The sequence below is a fragment of the Aeromonas sp. 602658 genome, assembly GCF_049173005.1.
GTDB classification, from domain to species: Bacteria; Pseudomonadota; Gammaproteobacteria; order Enterobacterales; family Aeromonadaceae; genus Aeromonas; species Aeromonas veronii_A.
This window is the reverse complement of sequence record NZ_JAAKRF010000006.1, coordinates 146,779-159,545: the sequence shown is the minus strand read 5'-3', so window position 1 is coordinate 159,545 and position 12,767 is coordinate 146,779. Positions and strand designations below refer to the sequence as shown.

Here is a 12,767-nt window from a genome sequence, read left to right as displayed (position 1 = left end):
CGTGAAGCTGTGGATATTTACAACGAGGAGCGGCCGCATCATGCGTTGAAATACAGAACCCCCGATGCGGTACATAGGGGGTTCTGAGTAGAGAAATGCTAGTTGAAAATGTGTAAACCTATTTCAGGACTAGACATGCGGTTTGCCTTAAAGCTTAGAAATGGTGAGCGTGACGTCGAACGGCGCACAAGACAGATGAAAAACAAAAAGCCCACTCGCAGGAGTGGGCTTTTTGTTTTGAAGCTGGAGCGGGCAGCGGGAATCGAACCCGCATCATCAGCTTGGAAGGCTGAGGTAATAGCCATTATACGATGCCCGCCTGGCATCTGAAATTTGGAGCGGGTGATGGGAATCGAACCCACGTATGCAGCTTGGGAAGCTACCGTTCTACCATTGAACTACACCCGCGTCAGGGCTCCTACTATATGCATTTTGCCGCCGAGCGCAATGGCGCCTTTGCCACTTTTTTCAATAAATCAATCTGTTCGGACAAGGATTGAACAGACGGTTGCTTTTTCAATCAAACATTTTCAACACAGATAATTTACAAGGTTGCCAAGGCCAAACGGCAAGGATAGTCTTGCGCCACTCGACGCGAGGATGGTGGTAATGGATAAAAAAACGCAAAAACGTCTCTATGGCTGGTTGCGCAAGCAATCGAGTCACGGTCGCCGCTGGATCACGATATCCATCGCTTTTGGCCTTGGCCAGGGCATTCTGATGGTGGCGCAAGCCTGGCTGCTGGCGACCCTGTTGCACGGCTTTATCATCGAAGGCTCCACGCCTGAGCAATCCATCACACTCTTTATTACCCTGCTGCTGGTGACACTTGGCAAAGCTGCGCTGGCCTATGGCCGCGAAGTGGCCAGTTTCAAGGCGGGCAGCGCGGTGCGCCAGACCATCCGCCAGCTTGTGCTCACTCGCTTAAGTCGCCTCGGCCCTGCCTATATCCAGCGCCGTCCGGCCGGTAGCTGGGCCAGCCTGTTGCTGGAACAGATTGAAAATATGCAGGATTTCTTCTCCCGCTATCTGCCGCAGATGGCCATCGCCGTCTTTATTCCGGTGGTCATTCTGGTGGCTGTATTCCCGGTCAACTGGGCGGCGGGCCTGATCCTGCTGGGCACTGCCCCCCTCATCCCCATCTTTATGATCCTAGTGGGTGTGGGCGCCGCCGATGCCAACCGCCGCAACTTTCAGGCGCTGGCCCGTCTCTCCGGCCACTTCCTCGATCGCCTGAAGGGGCTGCGTACCCTGCAACTCTTTATGCGTACCCAGGCAGAAGGTGACGCCATTCGCGACGCCTCGGAAGATTTTCGCGAGCGCACCATGGAGGTGCTGCGCCTGGCGTTTTTGAGCACCGCCGTGCTGGAGTTCTTCGCAGCCATTTCTGTGGCGCTGGTTGCCGTCTACTTTGGCTTCTCTTATATCGACCATCTGAACTTTGGTAGCTATGGGGTAAAGGTCACCCTCTTTACCGGCCTGTTCGTGCTGTTTCTCGCCCCCGAGTTCTACGCCCCGCTGCGGGAACTGGGTGCCCACTACCACGCCAAGGCGCAGGCCATTGGCGCTGCCGAGCAGCTGCTGGAATTCCTCGAAGCCGAGGTGAGCGAACCGGCCGCAGGCACGGCGCCGTTCCATGCCGACAGCCCGGTCAAGGTAGAAGCCAAAGGACTTGAAGTGCTGAGCGCCGAAGGCAAGGTGCTGGTCGGCCCCATCGACTTCACCCTGGAAGCCGGTTCACGCACCGCCCTCATCGGCGTCAGCGGTGCAGGCAAGAGCTCGCTGGTCAACGCCCTGCTCGGCTTTGCCCCCTATCGCGGTGAGCTCAAGGTCAACGGACAGGAACTCGCCACCCTCGACATGAGCCAATGGCGCCTGCAACTGGGCTGGCTCTCGCAAAACCCGCAGCTGTTCCACGCCTCCTTGCGTGACAACCTGCTGCTGGCCAAGCCAACGGCCAGCGATGCCGAGCTGGAAGATGCCCTGAAACGGGCACAGGCGTGGGAATTTGCCATGGAGAAGGGGCTCGACTATCCGGTCGGCGATCAGGCAGGCGGCCTCTCGGTTGGTCAGGCCCAACGCCTTGCCTTGGCGCGGACCCTGCTCAAATCAACCCAGCTGATGGTGCTCGATGAACCAACCGCCAGTCTGGATCGCCACTCCGAACGCGCCATCATGACCACCCTCGAGCAGGCGATGGCTGGCCAGACCCTGCTGATGATCACCCACCGCCTCGACCAGCTTACCAAGATGGACAAGATAATGGTGCTGGCCCATGGCCAGCTGGTGGAGCAAGGCAGCTTCCAACAATTGAGTCAGGCGGATGGGCCTTTTGCCCGCCTGCTCTCCCAACGTTCCGGAGGTTCTCTCGATGAGTGATCTGTTGCCGTTTCTGCGCCTCTATCGCCAACACTGGCTCAGCCTCACCATTGGTTTGCTGCTGGCGCTGGTGACCCTGGCCGCCGGCATGGGGCTGCTCTCCCTCTCCGGCTGGTTCCTCTCCGCCGCCGCCGTGGCGGGGATGACAGTTGCGACGACCCATGCCTTTAACTACATGACCCCTGCAGGCGGAGTGCGCTTCTTCTCCATCGTCCGCACAGCCGGTCGCTGGGGTGAGCGGGTCGTGAGCCACGATGCCACCTTCCGGGTACTAACCCGACTGCGGGTCTGGTTCTGGCAGAAACTCTCGCCGCTCTCCACAGGTACCCTGGCAGGTTTCCGTCAGGCGGATCTGCTCAACCGACTGGTAGCCGACATCGATGCGATGGACCACGTCTATCTGCGGCTGATCACCCCCATAGGCGCGGCCCTGCTCAGCACCGCCGGACTGGTCTTCTTCCTGTCGTTTTTCGACAGCCGTCTCGCCCTCACCCTGGGTGCCATTCTGCTGTTTGGCATGATTGCCCTGCCGCTGGTGTTCTACTTCCTCGGCCGTCGCCCCGGTCAGGCGCTGATTGCCGAAAAATCGACCTTGCGCACCCGGATGGTGGACTATCTGGATGGTCAGGCCGAGCTGCAGATGTTTGCCGCCGCCCCCAAGGCGCTGGTTGAGCTGCAACAAGCCGAACAGGCACTGCTCGTCGCGCAGGCCCGGATGGCCAAGGTGAGCGGGCTGGCCAACTTCTCGGTGCAACTGCTGAGCGGCTGGACCCTGACCCTGATGCTCTGGCTGGCCGGTCATGGGGTAGCGGGCGCTGCGCCCGACCCCATCACCGCATTGATGGTCTTTGCCACCCTGGCAAGCTTCGAGGCACTGATGCCGCTGGCGGGGGCTTTCCAGCACCTCTCCACCAGCCTCACCTCGGCACGCCGCCTGAACGAGATCCTGCAAGAGGCCAAAGCCCCCGTGTGGGGCGACGAGCAGACCCATGCCACCGTTGGTGCACTGCAGATCAATGACCTCTATTTTGGCTACCCCGGCAACCCCCAGCCGGTGCTGCGTGGCTGCACCCTGCAACTGCACGCCGGTGAGAAGCTGGCCCTGCTGGGCCAGACCGGCTGCGGCAAATCGACCCTGATGGGGCTGCTGACCCGGGAGTGGAGCCCGCAGGCTGGCAAGATCCTGCTGGGTGGCAAGCCGCTCACCGACTACAGCGAAGGTGCGCTGCGCGCCTCCATCTCGGTGGTGAGCCAGCGGGTACATCTGTTTGCCGATACCTTGCGGGGCAACCTCAAACTGGCCGCCCCGACCGCCACTGACGAGCAGCTGATTGCGGGGCTGACCCAGGTCGGGCTGGCCAATCTGCTGGAAGATGAGGCGGGCCTCGACGCCTGGCTCGGTGACGGCGGCCGCCCCCTCTCCGGTGGTGAGCGTCGCCGTATCGGCATCGCCCGCGCCCTGCTGCACGATGCGCCGCTCTGGCTGCTGGACGAACCGACAGAAGGGCTAGACAGCCAGACCGAGCGGGAGATCATGGATCTGCTGTTCAAGCTTGGGGCAGATCGCACCTTGCTGCTCATCTCCCACCGCCTGCTGGGGATGGAGCAGATGGACCGGATTGCCCTGATGGAAGAGGGACAGATCCGCCTCTGCGCCCCGCACAACGAGCTGCTGGCGGATGATTACTACCGCAGCCTCTATCAGCGACTGGCTCCGGTTTGATATCAGGCTGATGGGGGTCACACCCTGACAACAGGGCGCAAAACGGGGCTGGTCGCCGCAGGCGGCTGGCCCCTATAATGTCCCCCTCATAATTCAACAAGATGCCGACATGGAGCGCCTGCGCATTTCTACTGTCCTCATCACCGACACAAGATACGAGACGATGAAACGCCTGATCCTGATGATGCCCCTGATTGCCTCCGGCTGTGCCAACTACGCCTTCAACAGCAATCTGGATAAAGAGAACTTCGACGAATACTTCAAACCCGGTAGCGTGCGCATCTATGAACAGGATGAGCTGGCTGACCTCAACTACCTCTACCTCGGCACCATCGAGGGTGAATCCTGCCAGGCCAATGCCAACCAGCCGGTGCCCAACGCCGGTGAAGCGCGCACCCTGGCCCGCCGCCGTGCTGCCGACATGGGTGGCAACGGCGTCACCATCGACAAGTGCGCCGAGTTCAGCGACACCCCGGGCTGCCTGAAACAGGTGATCTGCTACGGGCAGGCGCTGAAAGTGGCCGAAGAGAAGTAACCCGCTGTCATGGCCCTCGCTATCGTTCGCCTTGGCAGCCCGCGCCTGCCCGATGAGGGGCTGCGGATCGGCACGGTACGCCGCCCGCCCCGCGGCGTACCCAAGAGCGAATTTGCCAGCCAGCATTGGTACGATGTCTGGTTCCCCAATCTGGCCCCCAGCAGCGAGACCATGAAGCTGGGGCAGGCAGCCGAGACACCCGCCCAATGGGCGGCGTTTGGCAAACAGTACAAGGCCGAGATGGCGCAACCTGCCGCCAGGCACGATCTGGCGCTGCTGGCCGCCCTCTCCCACACCACCAACCTGTCGGTGGGCTGTTACTGCGAGCAGGAGTCCCGCTGCCATCGCACCATTTTGAAAGAGCTGCTGGTAGCCGCGGGGGCCGCCATTCGCTAACTCGGTGAGCGACAGCGATGTGATGGGGAATCGCGTCAGCCTGTATTCGGCAACCATCAGGCATGGATAGACAGAGAGGGCATCCCGCGGGATGCCCTCTCTCGTTGTATTCACACCTGCCGCGCCACGCTCGGTAGCAGCGGCTCGATGCCCCCTCTCCTATTGCAGACTGGGTTCCAGCAACTGCTGCCGCAGCGAAGTCTCCTCGGCCTGAGTCATGGCATGTTCCGCCACCCCGGCGGCAGGCTCGATGGCCAGCCAGTGGGCAAGGTCGGCGGCGGTCTCCTCCAGCGGCCGAAAGTTCAATCCCTTAACGATGGCCGCCTCGGCGCTTATAGAGCCGTAACCGGCAAACTCCGCCTGCGCGCAGGGCAAGAGGGTGGGATAGCTCTGCCAGGGCTCGATACCGGCCGCCATCAGGGTCGACCAGGGCAACCACTCGGGCTGGATGGGGCGGGCGGGCTGCAACCGGGCGCTCAGCCGCTCCAGCCAGTCACTCAAGGTAATACCGGGTTTGAGCAGGTTGAAGATGCCCCCCAACTGCTGCTCGGCCGCACGCAACACAAACTCGGCGCAGTCGCGCACATCGAGATACTGCAAGCGATCCTCGCCACTGCCCGGCAGCAACCAGGGCCCGCCCTGCTGCACCCGCTTAATCCACCAGGCCATGCGCCCGGTAGGATCATGGGGGCCGCACAGCACGCCCGGGCGCAGGATGCAAAGCCGCTCGCCCCAGCGGGCGCGATACTCCTGCTCGCACAACACCTTGAGGGGGCCATAGTCAGTGGGCATTTCCCCTTCGGGGATAGGGTGCAACGGCGCCGACTCGTCCATTCCGGGCATTGAGAAATCGCGATAGACGCTGATGGTGGAGATAAAGATCAGCCGCGCGCAGCACCCGAGCAAAGCTGCCGAGAGGCTCGCCGCCTGCTCGGGGCGATAGCAGCAGGTATCGATGACGAGATCCCACTGCAACCCGGCCCCTTGCAGGGCGCTCAGGCTCTTGTCCCTGTCGCCGGTGAGCTGCACCAGATCGCGCCAGTCCGGATGCTGGTGCAGGCCGCGATTGAACAGAGTCACTTCATGGCCCCAATCCAGCGCCAGCGCGGTGAGGTGGCGCCCCAAAAAGCCGGTGCCACCGATAATCAGCAGTTTCATCCCTCTCCCTCCCCCTTCGGCGCATGTGCGCACATTTCATCCTGACACGCCAGTTGCCTTCACCCTACGCAACTTGGCGCGCGGGCACAGCTCCCGACTGGCCGGGATGGGACAGGGATCACGGCAGCGCCGCAGAAAAGGGCGTAGTGAGGCCGAACCTGCGTTTTGGGACCGCTTGTGCTAAATTGCCGGGGTTTTCAGTCAGGATCCGCCATGAAGTTCGAAATCGACACCCTCGGGATCATCCGCTCTCCCTACAAGGAGAAGTTCGCCATCCCCCGCCAGCCCGGTCTGGTCAAATCGGCCCGCGCCCGCCTCGAGCTGCTCCCCCCTTACGATCAGCCAGATGTGCTGCGCGGCATCGAGCAGTTCTCCCATCTGTGGCTCAGCTTCGTCTTTCACCAGACCATGGCGCAGGGCTGGCACCCGACTGTGCGCCCGCCACGCCTTGGCGGCAACGAGCGGGTCGGCGTCTTTGCCACTCGCTCCACCTTCCGCCCCAATCCGCTTGGGCTCTCGGTGGTCGAGCTGCACGGGGTCGGTCGCGAGCGTGGCAAGCTGTGGCTGGAGCTGGGAGCGGTGGATCTGCTCGATGGCACCCCCATCGTCGATATCAAACCCTACATTCCCTATGCCGACAGCCTGCCGGATGCCCGTGGTGGCTTTGCCCCCGACGCACCCACCCCGCCGCTGGCGGTGAGCTTCACTGCCGAGGCAGAACAGCAGTTGCAACCCTGGCTCAAGGCCCATCCCGAGCTGCACCAGCTGGTGAGCGAAGTGCTGGCACAAGATCCGCGCCCCGCCTACAAGAAGGGCAAGCCCGATGAGAAGGAGTACGGGGTGCGGCTGTTTGACTGCAACGTCCGTTTTCGCATCAGCGAGCCGGATTGCGTGGTGCTGGCCATCGAGCCCGCCTGAACCTTGGCGGGCCGACATCACTGATGCTATTTCACGCCTTCTTCACGTCACAAGGGGCTTAATGAGCCTGTAAATTGTGTGGCATTGATCAGACTATCCACCCGGTTGCCAGTGATACCATGCAGACAGCAGAGGGTATCTCCTCTCTGACTGAGGCCAGCCGCAGGCTGCCGGTTGATGGCAAGCATGGCAGCCTGTTGCCGCCAAAGGATCAGGCCTCGCCCCGACACGTTTGAGTGCGGGGATGCCACACGGATGTGACAGCACTTCGAAGGAACAAACCTATGCTGATGAACAGTGAACAACGTTATGGCACCCTGAATATCGGGCTGCACTGGCTGACCCTGTGGGCCATGATCGCCGTCTACGCCCTGATCGAATTTCGCGATATTTTCCCCAAAGGGGACCCTGGCCGGGATCTGATGAAGGAGTGGCACTTTATGCTGGGGCTGCTTATCTTCGCCCTGGTGTTTGTCAGACTGGCCCTGCGCTGGATGAGCCCGACGCCGCGTATCGTGCCCGAGCTCTCCCCAGTCATGCACAAGCTGGCAAAACTGGCCCACCTCGCCCTCTACGGTTTTCTTATTCTGACCCCGCTGTTTGGCTGGCTGCTGCTGAGCGCCGCGGGCAAACCCATCCCCTTCTTCGGGCTTGAGCTGCCTGCCCTGCTCTCCCCAAGTCCGGATCTCAAGGGACTGATCAAGGAAGTGCACGAGACCCTAGGCAATATCGGTTACGCCCTGATCGGCCTGCACACGGTGGCGGCCCTCTATCACCACCATATTCTCAAAGACAACACCCTCATCAATATGCTGCCGCCGCGCCGCAGCTAACAAGCAGCAGAACAAAAACAGAAGGGGCACACATTGCCCCTTCTGTTTTTTGAACGCGACAAGACCGGTGTCTCTGAAGCGGCCCACTGCTCAGGCCTCTGACAGGTCTCTACAAGCAGAACGCCTTATGATTCAGTCCCGATACAGGAGCTGCACGATAGGATTCGAATTGACTCAAAGCGACATACACTTTCTAATTGACAGTCTGGACCCCTATGACCGTTCACATCATGAAAATTCTGTTGGTCGAAGACGACAAGCTGCTCAATCACCACCTCTCCTCTCTGCTGACCGAAGCCAACAATCAGGTATACAGCACCGATCAGGCCGGAATTGCGTTGCACTATGCCGCCGACTACCCCATTGATGTGGCGATCATCGATCTCGGTCTGCCCGATATGGATGGCTTGCAGTTGATCCGCCAACTGCGCGAACGGCAGATCCCCTTCCCCATCATTGTGCTGACCGCCCGTGGCAACTGGCAGGACAAGGTCGAAGGACTGGAGGCGGGGGCTGATGACTATCTGGTCAAACCGTTCCAGAAAGATGAGTTGCTGGCCCGCCTCAATGCCTTGATGCGCCGCAGCGCCGGCTTTATCTCCCCCAGAGTGAAGGCCGGTGATTACGAGCTGGATCTCTCCCGCAAGGAGCTGACCATCGACGGTGAAGTGGCAGTGCTCACCAGCTTTGAATACCTGATTCTGGAGTACCTGATGCGCAACGCCCGTCAGGTGGTCTCCAAGCAGCAGTTACTCGACCAGCTCTACGGCGATGGAGAGGGGGATCCCAACACCATAGAGGTGATGGTGAGCCGCCTGCGCAAAAAGCTGGATCCGGAAGGGACGATTCAACCCATCTCGACCATCCGTCGTCAGGGCTACATCTTCAACCTCTCCTGTAGCTGATGCAGTTTCATCTGCCACGTCCCATCAGGATGCTCCGCAGCTCTCTGCACATCAAACTGCTGCTCAGTTCGCTGCTGGTCATCGCACTGAGCATGGGGTTCGCCGTCTATGCCCTCTACCTCGGCCATATGGAGGAGCAGAGCCAGAAGGCGAGCGCCGGCATGCAGGAGAACCTTGCCAAGATGTTCTCCTCTACCAAGCCAGTCAACAGCGAAGCCACCGAGATCGGACGCATTTCCCGCCAGGTCAGTAACAGCAATCTCGATACGCTGATCTGTCGTGCCGATGGCGAGCTGATTTGGTCGAGCCTCCATATGCCGGAGGTGATCAAGGCCAAACAGACCATCTGTCGGGACCTGATGAAGTATCTGGGGGGAATGGATCTCGACTACTTCTTCAAGAAGCACACCATCAAGAACGGCGAGAGCTACTTCGTCTACAGCCTGCGTTTTACCCGCAATCCCGGCAGCGGCACCACAGCCTACTACGTGGTGATGATTGACTCGGCCAAACGCTATCACGAAGAGTCCCGCGCCTACCTCTACCAGACGGCCAAACAGGCGTTGCTCGCCTATCTGCTGCTGGCCGGGCTGCTGCTGCTCACCACCTTCTGGAGCCTTCGCTCCCTGCGCACTATCGCCAATCAGCTCGACGATATCCGGGCAGGCAAGCGGGATGCTATCGCCCATGATTTTGAACGGGAGTTGGCCCCGCTGACCGATTCCATCAACCAGTTACTGGAGAACGAACGCCAGCAGACCCAGCGCTACCAGCATGCCCTCAACGATCTCGCTCACAGCCTGAAAACACGGCTGGCGCTGATCCAGATCACCACCCGCGAAATGAAGCTGGGGCGGGAGATCCACGACAACATCAATGAACAGATCCTCACCATGGATCAGATGATCCAGTACCAACTCAGACGAGCCGTCACCGGTCGCCAGCGCCTCGCCAGCAAGGGCACCGAGCCGGTACCGCTCATCGAGAAGCTGCTGGCCAGTCTGGCCAAGGTCTATCGCCACAAGAAGCTGCAGACCCACTTCCAGTTCGATGATGATGCCCTCTTCCACGGCGAACAGGGCGATCTGATGGAACTGATGGGCAACCTGCTCGACAACGCCTGCAAATTTGCCATCAGCGAAGTGAAGGTGACGGTACGCCGCCATCTCGATCGGTTACGCATCGAGGTAGAAGATGATGGCCCGGGCATCGATCCGGCCAAATCGGAGCAGATCTTTCAGCGTGGCGTGCGCGCTGACAGCTCGCCCGGCCAGGGCATCGGTCTGGCTGTCGTGACCGAGATCGTTCACAGCTACGGCGGCCAGATCCGGGTCGATGAATCTCCCCTCGGCGGTGCCCGCTTTACCCTGGATCTTCCCTGACACCGGATGGGCAAGGCCACGAGCCCTGCCAACCGCTCCATCGCCCTCCCCGGGGTTAAAAAATCCTGCCTGGCACCACCCAATTCAGCAATATGCTATCGAGATACTTGAGATGTGATGCATCTCGGTTAAGCTATGGCCGACTCGTTTGTTAACCATTTGATGGATCTTTAATCGCACTATGGAAAACATGTTTGAAAGATTGATGTACGCATCCCGCTGGATCATGGCCCCCATCTATCTTGGGCTCAGCCTCATACTGCTGGCACTGGGGGTGAAATTCTTTCAGGAGATCCTCCATATCCTGCCCAACATACTGGAGATGAAAGAGGTAGATCTGGTGCTGGTCACACTGTCGCTGATCGATATCACCCTGGTAGGGGGACTTATCGTGATGGTGATGTTTTCCGGCTATGAGAACTTCGTCTCGCGTCTCGATGTAGGGGATGAGAACGACAAACTGGTGTGGCTCGGCAAGCTCGATGCCGGCTCCCTGAAAAACAAGGTCGCCGCCTCCATTGTCGCCATCTCCTCCATTCACCTGCTCAAGGTGTTTATGAATGCCGAGAACCTCCCCAATGACAAGATCAAGTGGTACCTGCTGATCCACATCACCTTTGTCCTCTCGGCCTTCGCCATGGGCTACCTCGACAAGCTGACCCGCAAATAGAAGTCAGCCTGCGATAGACGCTATGCCCGATAACACGACATGGACCGGGCATAGCGGTCGCCCCGAGCAGGGGATGGATTGGCAACGGGGATAATCAAGTCACCAACATAGATGGCCGCCCGCCTTGGCCGGTATTGTGGTCGCCTTGAATGCCATGGCGGCATTCTCTACAATGACCCACTTTTTATTCATTTCGGGTTATATCGATGAGCGATACCAGTACCAAACCGGCTCTGCCGGATCACCTCTCCTGCAATCCCCGCAGCCCTCACTATGTGGCAGCCTGCTTCGAGCACCCGATCGGTATTCGCCTGAACGGCAAAGAGCGCACCGATGTCGAGGAGTACTGCATCAGTGAAGGCTGGGTGAAGATCCCCTCCCCCAAGGCGCTGGATCGCCGTGGTCAGCCCATTCTGATCAAGCTCAAGGGCACCGTCGAAGCCTATTACAGCTAATCGCAGCCACCCGCTTCGGGTAAAACAGAAGGCCACCCTCGCGGTGGCCTTCTGTTTTTCGGCATTTGTGCTGGCATCGTCGCCAGCACCAGACCATATTTCTCGCTGGGCAGCCCTTATACCCCCAGCCGATCGCGCAAGGTATACCAGGCGGCACCCGCGGCGGTGAAGGGAATACGGAACAGCCGACCGCCCGGGAAGTGGTAGTGCGGCAGCTTGGCAAAGGCATCGAAACGCTCCGCCTGACCGCTCAGCACCTCGGAGAGCAGCTTGCCCGCCAGATGGGTGCAGGTGACACCGTGGCCGCTGTAGCCCTGCATGTAGTAGATATTGGGGCCGATGCGACCAAACTGTGGCAGCCTCGACAGGGTGAGCAGGAAGTTGCCAGTCCAGGTGTACTCCACCTTGACGTCTTTAAGCTGGGGGAAGGTCTTGAGCATCTTGGGGATGATCAGCCGCTCGATATCTGCCGGATCCCGTGCGCCATAGACCACGCCGCCGCCATAGATCAGCCGGTGATCGGCGCTGGTGCGGTAGTAGTCGAGCAGGTAGTTGCAATCCTCCAGGCAGTAATTCTGCGGCAGCAGCTCGCGGGCCCGCTCCTCCCCCAGCACCTCGGTGGCGATCACCTGGGTGCCGCAAGGCATGCTCTTGCCGGCGAGCTCGGGCACCAGATTGCCGAGGTAGGCGTTACCGGCCACCACTATGTAGCGCGCCTTCACCGCTCCTTTGGCGGTCTTGACCAGAGCAGGCTGGCCCGGGGTGATGCTGGTAACGGCAGACTGCTCGAAGATCTGCCCACCCTGCATGCGGATCGCTTCAGCCTCGCCGAGAGCCAGATTGAGGGGGTGAATATGGCCGCCGCTCTTGTCGAGCAGGGCGCCGACGTAGCGATCGCTCGCCACCACTTCGCGCACGCCTCTGGCATCGAGCAGCTCCAGCTTGTCGTTGCCCCACTTCTGCCAGCGCGCCTGCTGCGCCTTGAGCTCGTGGAACTGTTTCTCGGTCTCGGCGGCAAAGACGCCCCCCTCCTGCAGATCGCACTGGATGTTGTAGCGTTTGATCCGCTCGCGGATGATCTGCCCCCCCTCAAACAGCATGGAACCGAGCAGCCTGGCCTGATCCGGCGGGCAGTTCGCTTCTATGGTGTCAATGTCGCGGCTGTAGGAGTTGACTATTTGGCCGCCGTTGCGGCCGCTGGCGCCAAAACCGACCCGGGCCGCCTCCAGTACTACCACCTTGTAGCCCTTCTCCACCAGATGCAGGGCACTGGAGAGGCCGGTATACCCCGCCCCGATGACGCAGACATCGCACTCCAGCTGCTCGGTCAGTGTCGGGTAGGGCGCGTGTTTATTGGCGCTGGCTGCGTAGTAACTGTTTACATGTTCGGTCATGATCCTGTTTCCTTACCGG

General features: G+C 60.3%; 13 protein-coding genes and 2 tRNA genes. 11 read left to right on the top strand and 4 right to left on the bottom strand.

What is annotated here, in order from left to right; genetic code table 11:
* Nucleotides 1–87: integrase core domain-containing protein (locus G5253_RS07895; RefSeq protein ID WP_244774704.1), on the top strand; the 87-nt coding region annotated here is incomplete at its 5' end.
* 157 nt (nucleotides 88–244) lie between these two features.
* Here G5253_RS07895 and G5253_RS07890 read toward each other — a convergent pair.
* Together G5253_RS07890 and G5253_RS07885 are read right to left on the bottom strand one after the other, a co-directional pair.
* Nucleotides 245–319, bottom strand: a tRNA-Gly gene (locus G5253_RS07890).
* Nucleotides 320–334: 15 nt separating this feature from the next.
* Nucleotides 335–408, bottom strand: a tRNA-Gly gene (locus G5253_RS07885).
* A gap of 201 nt (nucleotides 409–609) precedes the next feature.
* Between G5253_RS07885 and cydD the strand changes: the two genes are divergently transcribed.
* The 4 genes from cydD (at nucleotide 610) to G5253_RS07865 (ending at nucleotide 5,033) form a co-directional block, all read left to right on the top strand.
* Nucleotides 610–2,379 carry a heme ABC transporter permease/ATP-binding protein CydD gene (gene cydD / locus G5253_RS07880; protein WP_337073884.1) on the top strand — a complete coding sequence of 590 codons (1,770 nt, stop codon included), beginning with the start codon at nucleotides 610–612 and terminating at the stop codon, nucleotides 2,377–2,379.
* Nucleotides 2,372–4,102 (top strand): heme ABC transporter ATP-binding protein/permease CydC, encoded by a 1,731-nt coding sequence (cydC, locus tag G5253_RS07875; protein WP_421203112.1) that lies wholly within the window; start codon nucleotides 2,372–2,374, stop codon nucleotides 4,100–4,102. The genes cydD and cydC overlap by 8 nt, the downstream gene beginning before the upstream one ends.
* A 163-nt stretch (nucleotides 4,103–4,265) precedes the next feature.
* Nucleotides 4,266–4,637 carry an Rcs stress response system protein RcsF gene (gene rcsF, locus G5253_RS07870; protein WP_421203110.1) on the top strand — a complete coding sequence of 124 codons (372 nt, stop codon included), beginning with the start codon at nucleotides 4,266–4,268 and terminating at the stop codon, nucleotides 4,635–4,637.
* Nucleotides 4,638–4,646: 9 nt separating this feature from the next.
* Nucleotides 4,647–5,033, top strand: a complete 387-nt coding sequence (locus G5253_RS07865; protein WP_005338205.1) for a DUF488 domain-containing protein — start codon at nucleotides 4,647–4,649, stop codon at nucleotides 5,031–5,033.
* A 159-nt stretch (nucleotides 5,034–5,192) separates the two neighbouring features.
* Here the strand turns inward: G5253_RS07865 and G5253_RS07860 are convergent, their stop codons facing one another.
* Entirely contained in the window at nucleotides 5,193–6,191 is a 999-nt protein-coding gene (locus G5253_RS07860; RefSeq protein WP_421203108.1) for an NAD-dependent epimerase/dehydratase family protein, read from the bottom strand.
* Nucleotides 6,192–6,404: 213 nt separating this feature from the next.
* On the opposite strand from G5253_RS07860, the gene tsaA reads away from it, so the two are divergent.
* The 6 genes from tsaA (at nucleotide 6,405) to G5253_RS07830 (ending at nucleotide 11,354) form a co-directional block, all read left to right on the top strand.
* On the top strand, nucleotides 6,405–7,109 hold the full coding sequence (gene tsaA / locus G5253_RS07855; protein ID WP_149153319.1) for a tRNA (N6-threonylcarbamoyladenosine(37)-N6)-methyltransferase TrmO: 705 nt from the start codon (nucleotides 6,405–6,407) through the stop codon (nucleotides 7,107–7,109).
* A gap of 284 nt (nucleotides 7,110–7,393) precedes the next feature.
* Nucleotides 7,394–7,942 carry a cytochrome b gene (locus G5253_RS07850; RefSeq protein ID WP_236352638.1) on the top strand — a complete coding sequence of 183 codons (549 nt, stop codon included), beginning with the start codon at nucleotides 7,394–7,396 and terminating at the stop codon, nucleotides 7,940–7,942.
* A gap of 230 nt (nucleotides 7,943–8,172) precedes the next feature.
* The gene (locus G5253_RS07845) at nucleotides 8,173–8,847 is read left to right on the top strand and encodes a response regulator (RefSeq protein WP_216953181.1); all 675 of its coding nucleotides are present in this window, start codon (nucleotides 8,173–8,175) and stop codon (nucleotides 8,845–8,847) included.
* Complete coding sequence (locus tag G5253_RS07840; protein WP_216953180.1) at nucleotides 8,847–10,229, top strand: ATP-binding protein; 1,383 nt, start codon at nucleotides 8,847–8,849, stop codon at nucleotides 10,227–10,229. Before G5253_RS07845 ends, G5253_RS07840 begins: the two co-directional genes overlap by 1 nt.
* Nucleotides 10,230–10,410: 181 nt before the next feature.
* On the top strand, nucleotides 10,411–10,899 hold the full coding sequence (locus G5253_RS07835; RefSeq protein ID WP_216978340.1) for a TIGR00645 family protein: 489 nt from the start codon (nucleotides 10,411–10,413) through the stop codon (nucleotides 10,897–10,899).
* A gap of 206 nt (nucleotides 10,900–11,105) precedes the next feature.
* Nucleotides 11,106–11,354 carry a DUF3297 family protein gene (locus G5253_RS07830; protein WP_005347440.1) on the top strand — a complete coding sequence of 83 codons (249 nt, stop codon included), beginning with the start codon at nucleotides 11,106–11,108 and terminating at the stop codon, nucleotides 11,352–11,354.
* Nucleotides 11,355–11,470: 116 nt separating this feature from the next.
* On the opposite strand, the gene G5253_RS07825 is transcribed toward G5253_RS07830, so the two are convergent.
* A complete protein-coding gene (locus G5253_RS07825; RefSeq protein ID WP_421203105.1) occupies nucleotides 11,471–12,748 on the bottom strand; it encodes an NAD(P)/FAD-dependent oxidoreductase in 1,278 nt (425 codons plus the stop codon).
* Nucleotides 12,749–12,767 lie beyond the last annotated feature (19 nt).

Excerpts from the sequence above, each read along its gene's own strand:
- cydD (WP_337073884.1), top strand. The coding sequence starts at position 610 with ATGGATAAAAAAACGCAAAAACGTCTCTATGGCTGGTTGCGCAAGCAA.
- cydC (WP_421203112.1), top strand. The coding sequence starts at position 2,372 with ATGAGTGATCTGTTGCCGTTTCTGCGCCTCTATCGCCAACACTGGCTC.
- rcsF (WP_421203110.1), top strand. The coding sequence starts at position 4,266 with ATGAAACGCCTGATCCTGATGATGCCCCTGATTGCCTCCGGCTGTGCC.
- G5253_RS07865 (WP_005338205.1), top strand. The coding sequence starts at position 4,647 with ATGGCCCTCGCTATCGTTCGCCTTGGCAGCCCGCGCCTGCCCGATGAG.
- G5253_RS07860 (WP_421203108.1), bottom strand. The coding sequence starts at position 6,191 with ATGAAACTGCTGATTATCGGTGGCACCGGCTTTTTGGGGCGCCACCTC.
- tsaA (WP_149153319.1), top strand. The coding sequence starts at position 6,405 with ATGAAGTTCGAAATCGACACCCTCGGGATCATCCGCTCTCCCTACAAG.
- G5253_RS07850 (WP_236352638.1), top strand. The coding sequence starts at position 7,394 with ATGCTGATGAACAGTGAACAACGTTATGGCACCCTGAATATCGGGCTG.
- G5253_RS07845 (WP_216953181.1), top strand. The coding sequence starts at position 8,173 with ATGAAAATTCTGTTGGTCGAAGACGACAAGCTGCTCAATCACCACCTC.
- G5253_RS07840 (WP_216953180.1), top strand. The coding sequence starts at position 8,847 with ATGCAGTTTCATCTGCCACGTCCCATCAGGATGCTCCGCAGCTCTCTG.
- G5253_RS07835 (WP_216978340.1), top strand. The coding sequence starts at position 10,411 with ATGGAAAACATGTTTGAAAGATTGATGTACGCATCCCGCTGGATCATG.
- G5253_RS07830 (WP_005347440.1), top strand. The coding sequence starts at position 11,106 with ATGAGCGATACCAGTACCAAACCGGCTCTGCCGGATCACCTCTCCTGC.
- G5253_RS07825 (WP_421203105.1), bottom strand. The coding sequence starts at position 12,748 with ATGACCGAACATGTAAACAGTTACTACGCAGCCAGCGCCAATAAACAC.